We start from the raw sequence: 18,833 nt of genomic DNA, 5'->3' as shown, positions 1-18,833 counted from the left end.
TCGTTTTCGTGTCGGTGCCGCGGTCCGACGGATCAGCGCGTGCGATCCGCCTCCGGGGTCGCACGCTCCGAGACGTCCCAGGTCAGCGCCGCGATCATCAGGGCGCCGGCGACGAAGAACCAGTAGTTCGAGAACGCCTGCTTCGACAGCGTGATCAGCACGGTCAGGGTGAGGGCGATCGCAGCGGCGAAGGCCGCCGGGTGCCGCGGCGCGCGCCACGCGAGGAAGCAGGCGACCACGAGACCGGCGCCGAGCGGCAGGACGCCGTAGACCGCCGCCGGCGGCCACCCGGTGCGGTTCACCAGCCAGACCAGGAGCGAGTTCGAGTCGGCGCGGTAGGGCTGCAGGAACTGGAACTCGACCAGGCTGCGCCAGAGACCGTGGAAGTCCCAGACCGCGAACGGGAGGAGCGTCAGCGCGCCCGTCGCCACCGCGACCACGACCGGACGCCAGGCGTCCCTCCCCCGGGTCCCGGGGCGGTGCAGCAGGAGCAGCAGCGGAAGCACGACGACGAAGTACTGCTTCGAGACCAGGAGCAGACCGAGCCACACCGGTGCCATCCGGTCGCCACGGATGAAGGAGACGACCGTGAGCGCGAGCAGGAGCACCGCGATCGGCTCCACCCAGCCGTGGGCGAGCACCCACACGAGTCCGGGCAGCAGGACCACGAACGCAGCGGGCGCCGCTCCACGGAGCGTGTGGATGACGACGGCCGTCGCGACGAGCGCGAGCACCGCCGCGATGCGTACGTCGCCGAGCAGCCATCCGAGGCACGCACCGACCAGGACGACCGGCGGGTAGGGGAAGCCCGCGGTCACCGTGTGGCCGCTCAGCACGGCAGGGCTGTAGAAGCGCGCGTTCTCCTTGTCGGTGAACGGGCTCCGGAACGTCATCGCGTAGGGATCACGCCCGTGCAGGATCCCGTGGGCGCTGTCGCGGAGGAAGACCAGCACGTCGATCACCGTGTCGGTCGCCAACCCGAAGGAGGCGAGACCCACCAGGGCCAGGACCGTTGCCGCGAGCGCCAGCCGGCGACGGCCGGTCACGACGGCCGCCGCGGCCGCTACCACGGCGCCCAACAGGCCGATCCCGATCGCTCGTGCCACCCCCATCGGCATCGTGAGGTCGGCACCGCTCCACGACACGACGTCGACGCAGCAGAGCGCGAGCAGCACGACCGCCGCGAAACCCACGCTGACCGGGCCGACCACGCGCCGGCCGAGCAGCAGGGTCGCCGCCAGGGCCGCGGCGAGCAGCTGGCCCACGATCTGCAGCTCGAACATGCTCGAGAGCAGGATGCTCGGAGCCACCAGCAGCACGCCGAGCAGCAGGTGGGGCTCGACCGAGCGCAGCCCACCCGGTACCGACGCGCGGCCCCCCTCCCCCGTCACGGACGTTCGGCGGGTTCGTAGATGTCGACGACCTCTTGCGCTACGTGCGGGGTCAGCTGCATCACGAACTGGTAGGCGAACAGCTGCGGCCGAGCCTTCGCGAGAGCCCGGTTCATGCGCGTGAACAGCGTGCCCTCGCCGGTCTCGTCCGCGCCGCCGAACGGGATCCCCGTCACGTCCTCGGCGAGGATGTCGAACCCTGCTCGGGTGACGAGGTGGCGCAGCGTCCGTCGGGTGAAGAAGCGCAGGTGGGTCTCGTCCAGGATCCCTCGCTGGTCGTAGCCGAAGAGCCCGGTCGCCATCCGCGCGCGGGGGTACCAGTGCGCCGCGTTGGGCACCGAGAGCAGCACGCGCCCGCCCGGCCGCAGCCGCTCGCGCGCCGCCCGGAGCAGCGCCTCGGGGTCGGGGACGTGCTCGATGACGTCGGCGAGCACGACGACGTCGTACCCCTGCCCGACCTCGTCCGGGATGCCCTCCGTCAGGTCGGCGAGGAAGAACGCGTCGAGCCTGTCGCGGACACCCTCGGACTCCGTCGCGTCGACGCCGGTCACGCGGTGGCCGAGCTTGGCTGCCTGGGCGCCGAGCTCCCCCGGACCGCAGCCGAGGTCGAGGATCGACAACGGTACGTCGACGTCGAGGATATCGAGGATCTGCCGGTGCGAGGACCCGTCGCACATCTTCAGCGCGTACTCGGGCTGCGGCGTGACCCACCGACTCGTCCCGAAGCCCGCCTTGCTCAGCCGGTACTCGACGACGTCCTTGGCCACGTCGCGCGCGTAGCGCATGCCGTTCACGTAGCAGATCTCGTCGCCGTAGTAGGTCGGGATGGGGATCTCCACGATCGTCTTCCCGGCATCGACCAGCTGGATGATGATCTGGGTGTCGAAGTCGAAGTCGTCGGTGTTGTTCTGGATCGGCAGCTCCTGCAGGGCCGCCACCCGGTAGGCGCGGTACCCCGAGTGGAACTCGCTGAGCGAGGTCCCCAGCATCCGGTTCTCGAAGCCGGTCAGCACCCGGTTCCCCAGCCGCTTGTACGCCGGCATGCCGCCGGCCTTCGCGGCCTTGGGCGTCATCATCCGCGACCCGAAGACCGCGTCGGCCTCGCCGGCGATGATGGGCTCGACCATCAGCGGGAGCAGCTCTGGCGCGTACTGGCCGTCGCCGTGCAGCAGCACGACGATGTCGAGGCCCCGTTCGGCGGCCATCCGGTACGCCGCCTTCTGGTTGCCCCCGTAGCCCAGGTTCTTGGTGTGCCTCACGACCACGGCGGTGTGGTCGGAGACCCGTTCGGCCCACTCACGCGCCTTGGCGATCGTGTCGTCGTCGCTGGCGTCGTCGAGGACGATCACCTCGTCGAGGCGGGTCCGGAACTCCTCCGGGATGCGGTCCAGGGTCGCGAGGAGCTTGCGCTCCGCGTTGTAGGCGACCACGACGATCCCGATGCGGGGTGCAGTGTGCGTCATGGGACGAGACTTCCATCCCGACCAAGGAGAGCGCACCTGCCCCCGCCAGATCGACGGAAAGGATTGCTCATCCCGTTGCTTCTCAGAGCGCGGAGTCCGCCTTGTACTGCTGGAACGGGATGTTCCAGTCGCCGTAGCCGTTGGTCGGCTCCATGGCCCGCGAGGTGCCGGTGTACTCGACGACGTCGCCCCGGCGGCTCATCGCGAACAGCCACCCGGCGTTCTCGGTGCTCATGCCGGTGCACCCGTGCGAGACGTTGGCGTGGCCCTGGTACCCGACCGACCACGGAGCGGCGTGGATGAACTCACCCGAGTAGGTGAGCCGCATGGCCCACTTGACGCCCTTGATGTTGTACGCGTCCGCGCCGGTGATCCCCACCGTCTCGGAGTTCATGTCCTTGGACGCGAACTTCTCGATGATCACCTTCGTGCCCGAGCGGGTGGTGTACGCCGGCTGCTGGCCGGTCGTGATCGGGATGGTCCGCAGCAGCTTGCCGTTGGAGTAGACCCGCATCTGGTCGGTCCTGGTGTTGACCTTGTAGATGTGCGCGGCACCGACGTCGAAGCTGATGTCCTTGTCGAGCTGGCCGTAGATGCCGTTGCCCGCGTCGACGCCGTTGACGTCCGCCGACACCTGCACGTGGGTGCCCGGCTTCCAGTAGCTCTTCGGGCGCCAGCGCACTTCGTTGCTGCTGATCCAGTGCCAGCTCCCCGGCTGCGCGGGGGTCGAGGAGACGTGCAGGTTCTTCTCGATCGACTTGCGGTCCGTGACCGGCACGTCGAAGGTCACGATGACCGGCATGCCGACACCGACCGTCTCCCCCTGCAGGGGCGCGATCGAGGGGTAGGTCTGCTGCTGCAGCGTCAGCGCCTGGGTGGTGAAGCGGGCCGTGCGCGTGACCGTCTGCCCCGCCTCGTCGGTGCCCATCGAGGTCAGCGTGTACGACGTCGCCGGCTCGAGCCGGTCTCCGGCGGTCCACGAGCGGCCGTCCTTGGCGAGGGCCCCGGCCACGGCACCCTTGGCGGAGCTGAGCTTCACCGACGACAGCGTCGCGTGCTCGGCGTGCACCGAGACCAAGGTCGACACGGGCACGTCACGGGCGCCCTTGCGGACGTTCGCCGACACGACGGCGGTGGTGTCCGCTGCAACCCCGGTCGTGCCGCCAGAGGCGGCTCCAGGGCCGCTGGCGGCCTTCTCGCCGGTACCGCAGCCGGCGAGGACCAGCACGGCGACGCCGATCACGGCGACGGTCGGCCCGCTCGGGAAATTCAGAGTCTTGCGCACCGGATGAGGATAACTGCGCCTACCTCCGGACCAGGGATCCGCGAGCAGTCGGACATCTCACGCCGTCGGGGTGCAACCAGGAGCCGTCCCGAGGCGTCGTACCTCCTCACGCACGCACAAACGACGGAGCCGCCCCAAGGCCGGCAGCGTGTCGCCGCCGGTGACGAGCCTGGGTTCTCACCGGAACGAAGTGACGGGGAGAACCCAGGGAGACACCGATAGCGGCGACACGCTCGGCCGATATATCAGTGGGCGTGCTCGCCCCGGTAGTACTCGAAGACCATGCCGCTGAGGGCGAGGGCTCCGAGCACGACGCCGATGATGATCAGCCAGTAGGCCTTCATCGCGACGGCGAACACGATGACGCCGAGCGCCAGCCCACACCACATCGGCCACCAGGAGTACGGCGGGAAGAAGCCGAGCTCGCCGGCGCCCTCCGCGATCTCGCCGTCCTTGCGGTCCTCCGGTCGGGCGTCCATGCGCTTGGCGTGGAAGCCCAGGTAGAGGGTGACCATGGAGCACAGGAGCGTGGTCATGATCAGGGCGGAGGTGCCCGTCCAGTCACCGCAGTGGTAGCTGCCGCTCGCGTCGGCGACGTGGCCGCAGTGCGTGCCTGCGTCCGTCACCAGCCAGTAGGCCGGCGTCACCAGGATCAGGAAGACCGTGGTGAGACCGAAGATCCAGCTCTCGACCTTCATCAGGCGTGTCCGTCCTTCTTGATCGTGTCGCCCGTGGTGTCGACGAGCTCGGTCAGGTCGTCGTCCATCTCGATGGCGGCGATCTCCGGGTGGTGCAGGTCGAACGCCGGGGACTCCGACCGGATCCGCGGCAGGCTGTGGAAGTTGTGGCGCGGCGGCGGGCAGCTCGTCGCCCACTCCAGCGAACGGCCCCAGCCCCACGGGTCGTCGGTGTTGACCATCGGCGCCTTCTTGCTGGTGATCCAGACGTTGTAGAAGAACGGGATGAACGACGTCGCGAGGATGAACGAGCCCAGCGTCGAGATCTGGTTGAGCGTCGTGAACCCGTCACCCGGCAGGTAGTCGGCGTACCGACGCGGCATGCCCTCGATGCCCAGCCAGTGCTGGACCAGGAAGGTCGTGTGGAAGCCGATGAACAGCAACCAGAAGTGGATCTTGCCGAGCCGCTCGTCGAGCATCTTGCCGGTCAGCTTGGGCCACCAGAAGTAGTAGCCGGCGAACATCGCGAACACGACAGTGCCGAAGACGACGTAGTGGAAGTGCGCGACCACGAAGTACGAGTCGGAGACGTGGAAGTCCAGCGGCGGGCTGGCCAGGATGACGCCCGTCAGACCACCGAAGAGGAAGGTCGTGAGGAAGCCCATCGCCCACAGCATCGGGGTGTCGAACCTGATGGACCCGCCCCACATGGTGCCGATCCAGTTGAAGAACTTCACGCCGGTCGGCACGGCGATCAGGAACGTCATGCCGGAGAAGAACGGCAGGTTCACCGCGCCGGTCACGAACATGTGGTGCGCCCACACGGCCACCGACAGGATCGCGATGCCGAGCGTGGCGGCCACGAGGCCGACGTACCCGAAGATCGGCTTGCGGCTGAAGACCGGCAGGACCTCGGAGATGATGCCGAAGAACGGCAGCGCGATGATGTACACCTCGGGGTGACCGAAGAACCAGAACAGGTGCTGCCACAGGATCGCGCCACCGGTCGAGGTGTCGAAGACGTGGGCGCCGAGCTGGCGGTCGGCCTCCAGCGAGAGCAGGGCACCCGCGAGGATCGGGAAGGCCACCAGGACCAGGATCGCGGTGATCAGCACGGTCCACACGAAGATCGGCATCCGGAACATGGTCATGCCAGGAGCACGCATGCAGATGATCGTGGTGATGAAGTTGACCGCGCCGAGGATGGTGCCGAGACCGGCCATCCACAGACCCATGATCCACAGGTCACCGCCGGCGCCCGGGCTGTTCACCGAGTCCGAGAGCGGCGTGTAGGCGAACCAGCCGAAGGAGGCCGCGCCCTGCGGGGTGAAGAAGCCGGCACCCGCGATCAGGCCGCCGAGCAGGTACAGCCAGTAGCTGAACATGTTGAGTCGCGGGAACGCGACGTCGGGGGCACCGATCTGGAGCGGCATCACCGCGTTGCCGAAGCCGAAGAACAGCGGCGTCGCGAACAGCAGCAGCATGATCGTGCCGTGCATGGTGAAGAGCTGGTTGTAGAGCTCCTCGTTCACGATCTGCTGGCCCGGGTAGGCGAGCTCGGCGCGGATGATCAGCGCCATGATGCCGGCCGCGATGAACCAGAACATCGCCGTGACGAAGTACAGGTTGCCGATCAGCTTGTGGTCGGTCGTGGTGAGCGCGCGGACGAGGAGCTTGCCCAGGGGCTTGCGCTCGACCGTGTCGGCGGAGCGAGCGGCGGTGGCGGTCACTCGGAGCCTCCCTCGAGGGTGTTGCCGTTCAGGTACGGGGTGCTCGCGTACGACCCACCGAGCACCGGCTGGCCCGAGACGTGAGCCGGGTTGGTGGCGAGCTTGGCCATGTCAGCGACGTACTGGTCCCAGCTGACGACCTCGACGTTGAACAGCATCCGCGAGTGGTAGGTGCCACAGAGCTCGTAGCACTTGCCGTCATAGGTGCCGGTGGCGATCGGGGTGATCTGGTACTGGTTGTGCTCGCCCGGCACGACGTCCATCCGCATGCCGAAGGCCGGGATGCCGAAGTCGTGGATGACGTCGGGGCTGTACAGCTTGAAGAGCACCGTCTTGTCGACGGGGATCTCCAGCGTGGGGATGTCCTCACCGGTGCCGGACACGAAGACGTTCTTGCCCTTGTCCGGGCCCGACGGCACCGTCTGGTTGAAGGTCCACTCCCACTTCTGGCCGACCACGTTGACGGTCACGTCCGGGTGCGGGCTGACCTCGAGAGCGAAGTTCTGCACGCGCACGGTGTGGGCGAAGAAGGCGACCACCATGATGATCGGGAAGATCGTGTAGAAGATCTCGATCGGCAGGTTGTACCGGGTCTGGACCGGGATCTCGTCGTCGCTGCGACGGCGGAACCACCAGGCGGACCCGAGGATCAGCGCCCAGGTGACGACACCGGTCGCCAGCGCTGCGATCCATGCGCCCTGCCAGAGGGCGAGGACGTGCTGGCCGGTGGTGCTGGCCTGCTGCGGCATGCCGAAGCGTTCCCACTGGTTGTCGGTCGCACAGCCGCTCAGGCTCAACGCCAGGACGACGAAGCCGGCGAGCAGGACCGGCCGGCGCAGCCGCCGACGGGACACCCGCGTGCGCTCGGGGAGCTTGAAGCCCACGAACGAGCCTTCCTCTCGAGGGTCAGAACATCCGAAGAGTATCGGAATCCGTGGGCCCGGTGACCGCAGGGTCGGGTTTCGATTCGGGTCGCGTCGCCCGCCCCTCGCCATGTCCTAATCTCGACGTGTGGAACCGGTTTCGCGGCGCTATCTCGACACCGCCTCGACCGAGCCCCTGCACCCCGCGGCACGCGAGGTGATGCTCGCGGCGCTGGATCGGGGGTACGCCGATCCGCGACGGCTCCACCACGAGGGCCGCGACGCGCGGCTGCTGCTGGACAACGCCCGGGCCGTGGTCGCCGACTGCCTCGGGGCGCACCCCGACGAGGTCGGGTTCGTGGCGTCCGGGACCGATGCGGTGCACCGGGGGCTGCTGGGCCTGGTCCCGGCCGGCGGCGGCATCGTCCACTCCGCGATCGAGCACTCCGCCGTCCTGCACGCCGCCCAGTGGCGTCCCGGACCGCACGTCAGCGTGCCCGTCGACGCCCTCGGCAGGGTCGACCCCGTCGAGGTCGGGGCCGCAGCGGCCACCCCCGGTGTGGCCGCCGTCGCGGTCCAGCACGCGAACCAGGAGGTCGGGACGCTGCAGCCTGTCGACGACCTCGACCTGCCCGCCGGCGTACCTCTGCTCGTGGATGCGGCGGCCTCGACCGGACGGACGCCGCTCCCCCGCCGCTGGGACGTCCTGACGGCCTCCGCGCACAAGTGGGGCGGACCGGCGGGGGTCGGTGTGCTCGTCGTACGCCGTGGCACCCGGTGGTCGACGCCCTTCCCCGGTGACGAGGGGCTGGACGCACCCGGGTTCGCGGACGTGCCGGCGGCCCTGGCCTCGGCGGCGGCCCTCCAGGCGGTGCTGGCGGAGCAGGAGACGGTTGCGGACCGGCAGTTCCGCCAGGTGGAGCGGATCCGGCAGGCGCTCGGCGGGCTGCCGGACACCGAGGTGCTCGGGGACCCCGTCGGCCGGCTCCCGCACCTGGTCACCTTCTCGTGCCTGTACGTCGCCGGCGACGAGCTCGTCTCGGCGCTGGATCGGCGCGGCTTCGCCGTCGCGAGCGGCTCTGCCTGCACCGCCTCGACCCTCGAGCCGAGCCACGTGCTCGCTGCGATGGGCGCGCTGACCCACGGCAACGTGCGGGTGTCGCTGGGCCGGGACACCACCGACGCCGACGTCGACAGGTTCTGCGCGGCGGTGACCGAGGTGGTCACCGAGATCCGTCGTGGAGCGGGCCTGTGAGTTCGTGAACGCCCAGGAAGCTGGTGGACCTGTGAGCAGGCGCGAGATCGACTGCCGGGACCAGCCCTGCCCGCGCCCGATCATCGAGCTGGCCAAGGCGATCGGTGACGTGCCCGTCGGCGAGGAGCTAGCCGTGGTCGCGCGCGACCCGGCCGCGCAGTACGACGTCCCTGCCTGGTGCCGCATGCGCGGCCAGGAGTACGTCGGAGCGGAGGTCACCGAGGCCGGCGACCCCCGCTACGTGGTGCGACGCGCTACTTGACGTGCTCGGCGACCTCGGTCGCGGCCTCGTCGCCGTAGGACGCGCGGATCCGGGCGACGAACTGCTCGGGCGTGAAGTCGTACTCCTGGGTGCCGACCGTCTCGACGACGTACGCGGCGAGGACGCAGCCCACCTGGCAGGCGCGCTCGAGGCCCAGGCCCCAGGCGAGCGCGGCGAGGAAGCCGGAGCGGAAGGCGTCGCCGACCCCGGTCGGCTCGATCGCGGTCACGTCGGCCGCGGCCGGGACCTCGAGCTTGAGGCCGTCCTTGTCGGTCACCCGGACGCCGTCCTTGCCGAGCGTGGTGACCTGCAGGCCGACCCGGTCGAGCACCTCGCCGGCCGTCCAGCCCGTCTTCTTCTCGATGACGTGCGACTCGTACTCGTTCGAGAACAGGATCGCGGCGCCGTCGATGAGGTCCCGGATCAGGTCGCCCTCCGCGAAGGCGAGCTGCTGGGAGCAGTCCGCGATGAAGGCGTAGCCGCGCTGACGGCACTCGTGCGTGTGCCGGCGCATGCCCTCGGGGTCGTCCGCACCGACCAGGACGTACGACGGGGTGCCGACCCGCTCCACGATCGGCAGCAGCTCGATCTGGCTGGCCTCGCTCATGGCGCCCGGGTAGAAGGACGCGAACTGCGCCATCGACCTGTCGGTGGTGCACACGAAGCGCGCGGTGTGCTTGCTCTCGGAGATGTGGACCGAGTCGCAGTCGACGCCGTTGCGCTCCAGCCAGGAGCGGTAGTCGGCGAAGTCCTCGCCCGCGGCACCGACCAGGACCGGGCGCAGGCCCAGCTTGGCGAGGCCGAAGCACATGTTCGGGGCGACGCCACCGCGGCGTACCTCCAGGTCGTCCACGAGGAAGGACACCGACAGCTTGTCGAGCTGGTCGGCGACCAGCGAGTCGGCGAACTTCCCGCCGAAGGTCATCAGGTGGTCGGTCGCGATCGATCCGGCGATGAGCAGGGGGCCGTTGGGAGCAGTCACGGGCCGCAACCCTACGCGGCCCGAAATCGCACGCGTTGTTAACCGGGCGAAAACTCCTGAAGCTACCGATCGGTACGGCTGGGTCTACCCCGCGGTAACGCCTAGCGTCGAGGCATGACGCCGTACGAGGAGCTCGCCCCGCTCGCCCAGATGAAGACCGACTGCGAGGCCGTCACCCGTCGGCTCCAGAGCGCCGCGGCCAAGGCCGTCCGGCCCGCCCCCAGCATCCACTTCGACGAGTTCGCCCAGGACCTGCCGAAGAAGGGCATCGAGATCTCCGAGGCCGCCCAGCGCCTCGCCGCTGCCATCTTCGATTAGCGCGAGACCCGGATTTTGGTTTCTCGAGATCCGGAAAATGGCTGAGGCCCCACGACATCACGTCGTGGGGCCTCAGCCATTTTCCGGATCTCGAGAAACCAAAATCCGGGTCTCGCGTCAGTGGAAGGAGTCCCCGCACGCGCACGAGCCCGTGGCGTTCGGGTTGTCGATCGTGAAGCCCTGCTTCTCGATCGTGTCCACGAAGTCGATGACCGCACCGTTGAGGTAGGGGACGCTCATCCGGTCGACGACCACGGACACGCCGTCGAAGTCGGTGACGACGTCGCCGTCGAGGGTGCGCTCGTCGAAGAACAGCTGGTAGCGCAGGCCGCTGCAGCCGCCCGGCTGGACGGAGATGCGCAGCTGGAGGTCGTCACGACCCTCCTGCTCCAGCAGGCTCTTGACCTTCGCAGCCGCAACCGGGCTGACGTTGATCTGGTCCTCGCGGCGGTCGGTCAGCACCGGGGCGGCGACCGTCTGGGTCGCGCCCGCAGCGGTCGCCGGGGTCTCGGTGGTCGCGCCGTGGCTGTGGCCGCAGCCGCATCCGTCGCTCATGGTGACTCCATCTCGTCGAGCAGAACTTTTCAACTAGACCAATGGTCGCACAGCGGCGGTTATTCCCTCACTCCCAGACGAGAACCGGCTTGATCACGGTGCCCGCGGCGCTGTCGGCCACCGCGTCGGCGATCCGGTCGAAGGGGTACGTCGAGATCAGGTCGTCTACATCGAACCGACCGTCTCCCCGACGCGCCACGAGCTCGGGGACCGCCGTCAGCGGGTCGCACTCCCCCTCCATCGAGGAGCGCACGACCTTTCCCGACTGCAGCAGGTCGATCGCGTCGATCGTGTACTCCGCGGCCCCGAGGCCCAGCGCGATGAGCAGGCCCTTCGGCCGCAGCGAGTGCTGCGCCTGCAGCACCACGGCGGGGATCGCGGTGGTGTCGATGGCGTACGTCGCCCCACCACCGGCCGCCGCCCTGACCCGCTCCTCGACCGGGGAGCTGTCGTCGGTCGGGTCGAGCGCGACAGCGCCGTACCCCTCGGCGACCTTGCGGCGTGAGGCGACCGGGTCGACGGCGACGACCGTCTCCATGCCGGCGCCGCGGGCGGCGGCGACGGCGGCGAGGCCGACCGCACCCGCGCCGAAGACGACGAGGCTCGTTCCCGGCGTCGGGTCCGCGCCGCCGAGCACCAGGTTGAGGACCGCGCCGGCCCCGGTCTGGAACCCGCAGCCGAAGGGCGCCAGCCGGGTCAGGTCGAGCGACCTGTCGACGACGACGCAGTTGTCGGCGTACGCCAACGCGTGCCGGGCGAAGCTGGACTGGCCGAAGAAGCTGCCGAGGACGGTCTGCTCGCCGCGGCGCATCGTGGTAGAGCCGTCGGCCCGCATGCCCATGTAGTTGAGCAGCAGCGACTGCTCGCAGTAGCCGACGTCACCGGCCCGGCAGGGTGCGCACGCGCGGCAGGAGCGGAAGCTCATCACGACGTGGTCGCCGACCTCGATCCCGGTCACGTCGGCGCCGACCGCCTCGACGACGCCGGCGCCCTCGTGGCCCGCCACCATCGGGAACATCTCGGCGGGCAGCATCGTGGGGACCGTCAGGTCGGTGTGGCACAGACCCGTCGCCACGACGCGGACCAGCACCTCGTCAGGACGAGGGTCGTCGAGCTCGACCTCGGAGAGGACGAACGGTCCGCCCGGTTGCTCGACCAGGGCGACGGTGGTCCTCATGCCTCGCACTCCGGCGACAGGTCGTCAGTCATGGGACCAAACTAGAACACGTTTCAGAACTGCGCTATCGGGACCAGGTCCGGGCGACCCGCTCGGCGACCTCGGCGAGGACGGCGGCCGGTTCGGCGAGCGCGCGGTCGTGGCCCGCGCTCTCCGCCAGCGAGTACGCCGCGTCCATGCCCAGCGCCCGCATCTCCCGCGCGCCCACGTCCACCCGCCCGGCGATGACGACGCACGGCCGGAGGGCCTCGGCGGCGACCGCCGCGACGCCGGCCGGTACCTTCCCGGCTCGGCTGCTGAAGTCGAAGGCGCCCTCACCGGTGACGACCAGGTCAGCGGCGGCGGCGCGGGCTGCGAGGTCGGTCAGCTCGGCGACCAGGTCGACGCCGGAGACCCGCTGAGCGCCCAGCAGCATCAACCCGAACCCGATGCCCCCGCCCGCTCCGGCGCCCGGCTCGAGCGCCAGCCGCTTGTCGGTGAGGTCCGCGAAGCGCTGGAGGGTGACGTCGACCCAGGGCAGGTCCGCCTCGGCGAGGCCCTTCTGCGGGCCGAAGGTCTTCGCCGCCCCGAACAGGCCGGTGAGCGGGCTGTCGACGTCGCTGGCCAGCACCAGCTCGACGCCGGCGAACAGGGCCTGCGGTCCGCTCAGGTCCACCGCCTCGATCGTCGTCAGGCCGTGCGGTCCGTCGTCGAGGTCCCCGCCGTCGGCGTACGCACCGAGGGCGGCGAGCAGGCCGGCTCCCCCGTCGGTGGTCGCCGTACCGCCGACGCCGACCACGATCCGTCGGGCGCCGGCCTCGAGGGCGTGGGCGAGCAGCACCCCGACGGCGTGGCTGCTGCGCCGCACCGGGTCCGAGTCACCGGCCACGGCGAGGCCGACCGCCTGCGCGCACTCCAGGTAGACGGTGTCCTCGACCCGGAGCAGGGTTGCCGGAAGGGCGTCGTACTGGACGTCCTGGTCGGGCAGGCTCGTCACCGCCGTGGCCAGGAGCTCACCCCCGACGGCCGCCTGGACGACGTCGACGAAGCCGGGTCCGCCGTCCGACATCGGCGCGAGGTCGACGTCGTCGCCGGGCGAGTGCCGGCGCCAGCCCTCGGCGATGGCCTCCGCCGCCTCGACGGCGGTCAGGGTGCCGGCGTACTTGTCGGGGGCGACGAGGACTCGCATGCGGCAACCCTAGGGTTGGCCAGGTGGAGATCCGCGCGATGACCGTCGAGGACGTGCCGGTCTGCGCGGCGATCAGCGACGACGCGTTCCTCGCCGTCGACCGCGCGATCCACCGGCCGGGGCTCCCGGAGCCCCGGCGGCGGACCGCGGAGCACACCGCGCACTGGATCGCCCGCACGGCGACCACCGTGGCGACCGATCCGGGCGGGTGCGTCGTCGCTGAGCAGCACGGCGAGGTCGTCGGCTTCGCGACCGGGTACCGCCGGGAGCAGGTGTGGTGCCTGGCGACGTACGCCGTCAGGCCGGCGCTGCAAGGTCGCGGCGTCGGCCGGCGGCTGCTCGACGCCGCGCTGACCTACGCCGAGCCCTGCCCGCGCTGGATGCTGTCGGCGACCGCTGACCCGAAGGCCTACCGACGCTACGAAGCCGCAGGGTTCACGCTGACCGCGCAGGCGTCCTTCCACGGGTCGATCGACCGCGGCTCCCTGCCCAGCGTCAGCGGGATCCGCGAGGGAGGTGTCGCCGACCACGGCTGGATCGACGACCTGGATCGCGAGCTGCGGGGCGGCTCGCACGCCCCGGACCGCGCGGCGCTCGATGCCGCCGGCCCGCTGTATGTCCTGGCGGATCGTTCCGGCTACGCCTACACGAACGGGCGGTCGGTGGCCCTGCTCGCCGCACGCTCGTCGGCGAGCGCCGAGCGGTTGCTCGCCCACGCGCTGCGGGCGGCGGGCGAGGACTTCGCCCTGCACCACGTCACGGCCGCGAACGCGTGGGCGCGCGAGATGGCGCTGCGGGTCGGGCTGGCGGAGGCACCGCGGGGCTTCCTGGGACTGCGCGGGATGGAGCCGCCCACGACGTACATCCACAACGGCGCGCTGCTCTGACCGGCGCCGCCGGACGCGAATCGGCGCTGCTCGGATGCCGCAATAGGATTCGGGCATGAGCACCGTGGACCTTCCGCTGCTTCCGCTCGGCCGCGGCATCGACCCGCTGTCGGAGCGCGGCGTCGACTGCCCGGGCGACCTGCCGGAGCCGTCCGACCCCGACCTGGTCGCGCGCGCCCGCGCCGCGAAGGAGGCACTCGGCGACAAGCTCTTCGTCCTCGGTCACCACTACCAGCGTGACGAGGTCATCCAGTTCGCCGACGTCACGGGCGACTCCTTCAAGCTCGCGCGCGACGCGGCGGCCCGGCCCGAGGCCGAGTACATCGTGTTCTGCGGCGTGCACTTCATGGCCGAGTCCGCCGACATCCTCACCACCGCCGAGCAGCAGGTCGTGCTGCCCGACCTGGCCGCGGGCTGCTCGATGGCCGACATGGCCCGGATCTTCCAGGTCGAGAAGGCCTGGGAGGCGCTCGCCGAGGCGGGCGTCCAGGACCTCGTCGTCCCGGTCACCTACATGAACTCCAGCGCCGCCATCAAGGCGTTCTGCGGCCGCAACGGCGGTGTCGTGTGCACCTCGTCGAACGCGGAGGTCGCCCTCGACTGGGCCTTCCAGCAGAAGGGCGCGGACACCAAGGTCCTCTTCCTCCCCGACCAGCACCTCGGGCGCAACACAGCCGTGCTCAAGCTCGGCTACAGCCTCGAGGACTGCGTGGTCTGGAACCCGCTGAAGCCCAACGGCGGCCTGACCCGGCAGCAGGTCCAGGACGCGAAGATCATCCTGTGGCAGGGCCACTGCTCGGTCCACGGACGCTTCTCGGCCGACGTGATCGACGAGCTGCGCGCGAAGATCGACGGGCTCAACGTGATCGTGCACCCGGAGTGCCAGCACGAGGTCGTACTGAAGGCAGACCTGGTCGGCTCGACGGAGTTCATCATCAAGACGATCGAGGACGCGCCCGCCGGCTCCAGCTGGGCGATCGGCACCGAGCTCAACCTCGTCCAGCGGCTGAAGAACGCCCACCCGGACAAGAACATCGTCTTCCTCGACCGCAACGTCTGCTACTGCTCGACGATGAACCGGATCGACCTCCCTCACTTCGTGTGGGCGCTGGAGAACCTCGTCGCCGGCAACGTCGTCAACCGGATCGAGGTCGACCCGCAGACCGAGGCCGACGCCCTCACGGCTCTGCAGCGGATGCTCGACCTCCCCGGCAAGACGCACCGCGACTGAGCCGGCACCACCCGAGTTAGGAAGCAACCGATGTTCAAGCGGACCAAGTCCGACGCCGTACCTGCCGCGGACCAGGCGGCCAAGGAGGGCGGCAAGGGCCGCCCGACGCCGACCCGCAAGGAGGCGGAGGCCGCGGCCAAGGAGCGCGCCAAGGTTCCGCGGACCCGCAAGGAGATGGCCGCCGCCGACCGTCAGCGCAGGACGTCCGCGCAGCAGAAGGCGCGCGAGGCCATGAAGACCGGCGACGACCGCTACCTCCCGGCGCGCGACAAGGGTCCGGTACGACGCTTCGTGCGCGACTTCGTGGACTCCCGCTTCTCCATCGTCGAGATGCTGATCCCGCTGCTGGTCGTCTCGCTGTTCCTCGGCTGGAGCGGCAACCAGAACCTGCGGACCGCGAGCTCGCTGGTGCTGATGGTGACCTTCCTGTTCGTCGTCATCGACATCCTGCTGCTCAGCATCCGGCTGCGCCGCCACCTGAAGCTGCGCTTCCCCGACCAGTCGACGAAGGGCGCGACCTTCTACGCCGCGACCCGCTCGATGCAGATGAAGTTCCTCCGGATGCCCAAGGCCCGGGTCAAGGTCGGCCAGCAGCTCCCGGAAGATTATTCGAAGTAGGTCAGCCCCACTCGGAGCGACGGGGCGACTCGGTGAGCGCCGGGTCGGTCACGACGACTCCGTCGAGCGCCTCGTCGATCGCATCGAGCGCCTCGGGCGGCAGCCTCACGCCGGCGGCCTTCACGTTCTCGGTGACCTGCTCGGGGCGGCTCGCTCCGATCAGCGCGGCCGACACGTTGTCGTTCTGCAGCACCCAGGCGACGGCCAGCTGGGCCAGGGTGAGCCCGCAGTCGGCTGCGATCGGCTGCAGCAGCTGGACCCGCTCCAGCACCTCGTCGCGCATCAGCCGCGCCACGAAGGTGGAGCCGCCCTTCTCGTCGGTCGCCCGCGAGCCCGCCGGAGGCGGCTGGCCGGGCAGGTACTTGCCCGTCAGCACGCCTTGGGCCACGGGTGACCAGACGAGCTGCCCCAGACCGAGCTCGCGGCAGGCCGGCACGACCTCGGCCTCGATGACCCGGTAGAGCATGGAGTACTGGGGCTGGTTGGACACCAGCGGCACGTGCAGCTCGCGCGCGAGCGAGGCCGCCTCGCGGATCTGCGAGGCCTTCCACTCCGAGACGCCGATGTAGAGCGCCTTGCCGGACCGCACGACGTCGGCGAACGCCAGCATCGTCTCCTCCAGCGGCGTGTCGTAGTCGTAACGGTGCGCCTGGTAGAGGTCGACGTAGTCCGTGCCGAGGCGCTTCAGCGAGCCGTTGATCGACTCGAGGATGTGCTTGCGCGAGAGGCCGTGGTCGTTGTGCTTGCCAGGACCGGTCGGCCAGTAGACCTTCGTGAAGATCTCCAGCCCTTCGCGCCTCTCCCCTGCCAGGGCCCGGCCGAGGACGCTCTCGGCTGCCGTGTTGGCGTACACGTCCGCGGTGTCGAAGGTCGTGATGCCCTCGTCGAGCGCCTGCCGGACGCAGGCTGCTGCCGCGTCCTCCTCGACCTGCGAACCGTGGGTCAGCCAGTTGCCGTAGGCGATGGCCGAGATCTTCAGGCCACTCGCCCCGAGGTTGCGGATCTCCATGGGCTCGACCCTAGTGAGGCGGGCAACCCCTCGGAGAAGGTTCTGCGCCGGCTGGTTGGATGGGTGGCGTGGATGCAGACGTCTCGGTCCGGATCGCCTGGCCGGCTGACGCCGAGGGCATCGCCGACCTGCAGCTCTCGAGCTGGTACGCCGAGGAGCTGGCCGGCCGCCTGCGCGAGCTCGGCCTGGGACGCGACGACCTCGTGGACGCCGTACGACGAGGTCTGGCGCAGCCGCCCGAGGCCCGGCGGCGCTGCCTCGTGGCGCTCGCCGGCGCCACCGTCGTCGGTGTCGCCCAGACCGGTCCGGCCACCGACCCCGACGCCGATCCTGCTGTCGACGGCGAGATCGCCGAGCTCCTCGTCTCGCCCGATGCGACGGGCGCCGGGCACGGGTCCCGCCTGCTCCAGGCGTGCGCGGACACGCTGACCGCCGACCGGTTCGCCCGCGCGACCTGCTGGCTCGCGACCACCGACGACGTCCGGCGTGCCTTCCTCGAGTCGGCCGGTTGGGCGGCGGACGGGGCGACCCGTGAGCTCGTCGACGAGCTCACCGGCCATCCGCTGCGCCAAGTGCGCCTGCACACCGCGCTGCGCTGAGGCCGACCGACCCCGGCGCGGCTCACCCGAGGTCGAGGAAGTGCTCCAGTCCCACGGTCAGGCCCGGGTTCGCGGCGATGCGTCGTACGCCGGTGAGGACTCCGGGCGTGAACGAGACCCGGTCCAGCGAGTCGTGGCGGATCGTCAGCGTCTCCCCCAGCCCGCCGAGGATCACCTCCTGGTGGGCGACCAGTCCGCGCACCCGCACGCTGTGCACCCGCACGCCGTCGACGTCGGCGCCGCGGGCGCCGTCCAGGCCGGTGGACGTGGCGTCCGGCATCGGCGCGGAGCCAGCCTCGCGGCGCGCGGCGGCGATCAGCTCGGCGGTGCGTCCGGCCGTGCCGCTCGGGGCGTCGGCCTTCGTCGGGTGGTGCAGCTCGACGATCTCGACGGACTCGAAGAGCGGAGCGGCGAGTGCGGCGAACCGCATCATCAGGATCGCGCCGATCGAGAAGTTGGGGGCGATCAGCACGCCGGTGCCGGGGCTGTCGGCCAGCCAGCCGCGCAGGGCGTCGAGGCGCGCGTCGTCGAAGCCGGTGGTGCCGACGACGGCGTGGATGCCGTTGCGGATGCAGTACTCGAGGTTGTCCATCACCACGTCGGGGTGGGTGAAGTCGACGATCACCTGGGTGCCGCTCTCGACCAGCGAATCGATCGGATCACCCTGGTCCACACCGACGGTGAACGTCAGGTCCTCGGCCGACTCGACCGCCTTGACGACCTCGGACCCGACCTTGCCGCGGGCACCGATCACCCCGACCCGCAGTTGCTCGCTCACGACACAGGAGTCTATGGGGAGCGACCTGCGCGCCGGTCGGTGCCCATTTCTGGCAGGCTGGCCCCATGGCAGTTCAGAGCATCCCCGCGCGCCTGCGCTGGGCGGTCGACTTCATGGACGTGCAGCACAACGACCACGTGCTCGAGATCGGCTGCGGCTCCGGTGCGGCCGCCGACCTGATCTGCCGTCGGCTCGAGGGCAAGGGCAAGATGTTCGCGATCGACCGGTCCGAGGCCGGCGTCGACCGCACCAAGCAGCGCTGCGCCGAGCACATCGAGGCCGGCCGGCTCACGGTCCGCCAGATCGACCTCGCCACGCTGCGGGTGCCGGTCAAGCGACTCACCAAGGTCTTCGCCTTCGACGTCAACCTGTTCTGGGTGCGCGACTGCAAGGAGGAGGTGGCCCTGCTGCACGAGCGCGTCCTGCCCGGCGGCTCGGTCAACCTCTTCTACAACACGACCCGTGAGGAGGACGTCCCCGAGATCCTCGCGAAGACCTCCGCCGCCCTCACCGAGGGCGGCTTCCGGGTCTACATCGTCGACAGCAAGAACCCGCCCGTCATCGGCATCATCGGCCGCCGATAGC

At 70.1% G+C, this 18,833-nt stretch carries 20 protein-coding genes; 8 read left to right on the top strand and 12 right to left on the bottom strand.

The features are described 5' to 3' along the window. Positions 1–32: 32 nt before the first annotated feature. From ACYVAQ_RS09480 to ctaC, 6 genes are all read right to left on the bottom strand, one after another. On the bottom strand, positions 33–1,391 hold the full coding sequence (locus tag ACYVAQ_RS09480; protein WP_460788640.1) for a hypothetical protein: 1,359 nt from the start codon (positions 1,389–1,391) through the stop codon (positions 33–35). After that, positions 1,388–2,854: a methyltransferase domain-containing protein gene (locus tag ACYVAQ_RS09475; RefSeq protein ID WP_460788638.1), complete on the bottom strand. Its 1,467-nt coding sequence runs from the start codon at positions 2,852–2,854 to the stop codon at positions 1,388–1,390. The genes ACYVAQ_RS09480 and ACYVAQ_RS09475 overlap by 4 nt, the downstream gene beginning before the upstream one ends. A gap of 82 nt (positions 2,855–2,936) precedes the next feature. Continuing rightward, positions 2,937–4,139: a L,D-transpeptidase gene (locus tag ACYVAQ_RS09470; RefSeq protein WP_460788636.1), complete on the bottom strand. Its 1,203-nt coding sequence runs from the start codon at positions 4,137–4,139 to the stop codon at positions 2,937–2,939. 245 nt (positions 4,140–4,384) lie between these two features. Then, a complete protein-coding gene (locus tag ACYVAQ_RS09465) occupies positions 4,385–4,837 on the bottom strand; it encodes a cytochrome c oxidase subunit 4 (protein ID WP_460788635.1) in 453 nt (150 codons plus the stop codon). Beyond that, positions 4,837–6,546 carry an aa3-type cytochrome oxidase subunit I gene (ctaD, locus tag ACYVAQ_RS09460; RefSeq protein ID WP_460788633.1) on the bottom strand — a complete coding sequence of 570 codons (1,710 nt, stop codon included), beginning with the start codon at positions 6,544–6,546 and terminating at the stop codon, positions 4,837–4,839. The genes ACYVAQ_RS09465 and ctaD overlap by 1 nt, the downstream gene beginning before the upstream one ends. Continuing rightward, positions 6,543–7,430, bottom strand: coding sequence for an aa3-type cytochrome oxidase subunit II (gene ctaC / locus ACYVAQ_RS09455; protein WP_460788630.1), 888 nt, complete (start codon positions 7,428–7,430; stop codon positions 6,543–6,545). The genes ctaD and ctaC overlap by 4 nt, the downstream gene beginning before the upstream one ends. 127 nt (positions 7,431–7,557) lie before the next feature. Here ctaC and ACYVAQ_RS09450 point away from each other — a divergent pair, with 127 nt between their 5' ends. Continuing rightward, the gene (locus ACYVAQ_RS09450; RefSeq protein ID WP_460788628.1) at positions 7,558–8,664 is read left to right on the top strand and encodes a cysteine desulfurase family protein; all 1,107 of its coding nucleotides are present in this window, start codon (positions 7,558–7,560) and stop codon (positions 8,662–8,664) included. A gap of 31 nt (positions 8,665–8,695) precedes the next feature. Continuing rightward, a complete protein-coding gene (locus ACYVAQ_RS09445; RefSeq protein WP_460788626.1) occupies positions 8,696–8,926 on the top strand; it encodes a sulfurtransferase TusA family protein in 231 nt (76 codons plus the stop codon). On the opposite strand, the gene ACYVAQ_RS09440 is transcribed toward ACYVAQ_RS09445, so the two are convergent. Then, the gene (locus ACYVAQ_RS09440; protein ID WP_460788706.1) at positions 8,919–9,851 is read right to left on the bottom strand and encodes a carbohydrate kinase family protein; all 933 of its coding nucleotides are present in this window, start codon (positions 9,849–9,851) and stop codon (positions 8,919–8,921) included. The two genes, ACYVAQ_RS09445 and ACYVAQ_RS09440, sit on opposite strands and share 8 nt — an antisense overlap. 171 nt (positions 9,852–10,022) lie before the next feature. Between ACYVAQ_RS09440 and ACYVAQ_RS09435 the strand changes: the two genes are divergently transcribed. Further along, a complete protein-coding gene (locus tag ACYVAQ_RS09435) occupies positions 10,023–10,226 on the top strand; it encodes a hypothetical protein (RefSeq protein WP_460788624.1) in 204 nt (67 codons plus the stop codon). Positions 10,227–10,343: 117 nt separating this feature from the next. On the opposite strand, the gene erpA is transcribed toward ACYVAQ_RS09435, so the two are convergent. The 3 genes from erpA to ACYVAQ_RS09420 form a co-directional block, all read right to left on the bottom strand. Next, positions 10,344–10,781 carry an iron-sulfur cluster insertion protein ErpA gene (erpA, locus tag ACYVAQ_RS09430; protein WP_460788622.1) on the bottom strand — a complete coding sequence of 146 codons (438 nt, stop codon included), beginning with the start codon at positions 10,779–10,781 and terminating at the stop codon, positions 10,344–10,346. Positions 10,782–10,848: 67 nt separating this feature from the next. Continuing rightward, positions 10,849–11,958: an NAD(P)-dependent alcohol dehydrogenase gene (locus tag ACYVAQ_RS09425; protein WP_460788620.1), complete on the bottom strand. Its 1,110-nt coding sequence runs from the start codon at positions 11,956–11,958 to the stop codon at positions 10,849–10,851. A gap of 64 nt (positions 11,959–12,022) precedes the next feature. After that, positions 12,023–13,126: a glycerate kinase family protein gene (locus tag ACYVAQ_RS09420; protein WP_460788618.1), complete on the bottom strand. Its 1,104-nt coding sequence runs from the start codon at positions 13,124–13,126 to the stop codon at positions 12,023–12,025. A 23-nt stretch (positions 13,127–13,149) separates the two neighbouring features. On the opposite strand from ACYVAQ_RS09420, the gene ACYVAQ_RS09415 reads away from it, so the two are divergent. From ACYVAQ_RS09415 to ACYVAQ_RS09405, 3 genes are read left to right on the top strand one after another with little or no spacing between them, the layout of a single operon-like run. Next, positions 13,150–14,013: a GNAT family N-acetyltransferase gene (locus ACYVAQ_RS09415; protein ID WP_460788616.1), complete on the top strand. Its 864-nt coding sequence runs from the start codon at positions 13,150–13,152 to the stop codon at positions 14,011–14,013. Positions 14,014–14,068: 55 nt separating this feature from the next. Continuing rightward, a complete protein-coding gene (nadA, locus tag ACYVAQ_RS09410; protein WP_460788614.1) occupies positions 14,069–15,244 on the top strand; it encodes a quinolinate synthase NadA in 1,176 nt (391 codons plus the stop codon). Between the two features lie 30 nt (positions 15,245–15,274). Further along, positions 15,275–15,862 carry a DUF3043 domain-containing protein gene (locus ACYVAQ_RS09405; RefSeq protein ID WP_460788612.1) on the top strand — a complete coding sequence of 196 codons (588 nt, stop codon included), beginning with the start codon at positions 15,275–15,277 and terminating at the stop codon, positions 15,860–15,862. Between the two features lies 1 nt (position 15,863). Here ACYVAQ_RS09405 and ACYVAQ_RS09400 read toward each other — a convergent pair whose 3' ends face one another. Next, positions 15,864–16,871: an aldo/keto reductase family protein gene (locus ACYVAQ_RS09400; RefSeq protein ID WP_460788610.1), complete on the bottom strand. Its 1,008-nt coding sequence runs from the start codon at positions 16,869–16,871 to the stop codon at positions 15,864–15,866. A gap of 59 nt (positions 16,872–16,930) precedes the next feature. Here ACYVAQ_RS09400 and ACYVAQ_RS09395 point away from each other — a divergent pair, with 59 nt between their 5' ends. Further along, positions 16,931–17,470: a GNAT family N-acetyltransferase gene (locus ACYVAQ_RS09395; RefSeq protein ID WP_460788608.1), complete on the top strand. Its 540-nt coding sequence runs from the start codon at positions 16,931–16,933 to the stop codon at positions 17,468–17,470. A 22-nt stretch (positions 17,471–17,492) separates the two neighbouring features. On the opposite strand, the gene dapB is transcribed toward ACYVAQ_RS09395, so the two are convergent. Beyond that, positions 17,493–18,248, bottom strand: a complete 756-nt coding sequence (gene dapB / locus ACYVAQ_RS09390) for a 4-hydroxy-tetrahydrodipicolinate reductase (RefSeq protein ID WP_460788605.1) — start codon at positions 18,246–18,248, stop codon at positions 17,493–17,495. A 65-nt stretch (positions 18,249–18,313) separates the two neighbouring features. Here dapB and ACYVAQ_RS09385 point away from each other — a divergent pair, with 65 nt between their 5' ends. Beyond that, positions 18,314–18,832: a class I SAM-dependent methyltransferase gene (locus tag ACYVAQ_RS09385; RefSeq protein ID WP_460788602.1), complete on the top strand. Its 519-nt coding sequence runs from the start codon at positions 18,314–18,316 to the stop codon at positions 18,830–18,832. Position 18,833 lies beyond the last annotated feature (1 nt).

It is taken from the genome of Nocardioides maradonensis, from assembly GCF_054777115.1.
Note: the sequence above shows the minus strand (reverse complement) of the source record. Positions and strands in the feature narration are given on the sequence as shown.

Coding starts and splice junctions, on each gene's coding strand:
- ACYVAQ_RS09440 (WP_460788706.1), bottom strand. CDS start 9,851: ATGACCTTCGGCGGGAAGTTCGCCGACTCGCTGGTCGCCGACCAGCTC.
- erpA (WP_460788622.1), bottom strand. CDS start 10,781: ATGAGCGACGGATGCGGCTGCGGCCACAGCCACGGCGCGACCACCGAG.
- ACYVAQ_RS09465 (WP_460788635.1), bottom strand. CDS start 4,837: ATGAAGGTCGAGAGCTGGATCTTCGGTCTCACCACGGTCTTCCTGATC.
- ACYVAQ_RS09395 (WP_460788608.1), top strand. CDS start 16,931: ATGGGTGGCGTGGATGCAGACGTCTCGGTCCGGATCGCCTGGCCGGCT.
- ACYVAQ_RS09425 (WP_460788620.1), bottom strand. CDS start 11,958: ATGAGGACCACCGTCGCCCTGGTCGAGCAACCGGGCGGACCGTTCGTC.
- nadA (WP_460788614.1), top strand. CDS start 14,069: ATGAGCACCGTGGACCTTCCGCTGCTTCCGCTCGGCCGCGGCATCGAC.
- ACYVAQ_RS09435 (WP_460788624.1), top strand. CDS start 10,023: ATGACGCCGTACGAGGAGCTCGCCCCGCTCGCCCAGATGAAGACCGAC.
- ACYVAQ_RS09420 (WP_460788618.1), bottom strand. CDS start 13,126: ATGCGAGTCCTCGTCGCCCCCGACAAGTACGCCGGCACCCTGACCGCC.
- ACYVAQ_RS09400 (WP_460788610.1), bottom strand. CDS start 16,871: ATGGAGATCCGCAACCTCGGGGCGAGTGGCCTGAAGATCTCGGCCATC.
- ACYVAQ_RS09475 (WP_460788638.1), bottom strand. CDS start 2,854: ATGACGCACACTGCACCCCGCATCGGGATCGTCGTGGTCGCCTACAAC.
- ACYVAQ_RS09385 (WP_460788602.1), top strand. CDS start 18,314: ATGGCAGTTCAGAGCATCCCCGCGCGCCTGCGCTGGGCGGTCGACTTC.
- ACYVAQ_RS09405 (WP_460788612.1), top strand. CDS start 15,275: ATGTTCAAGCGGACCAAGTCCGACGCCGTACCTGCCGCGGACCAGGCG.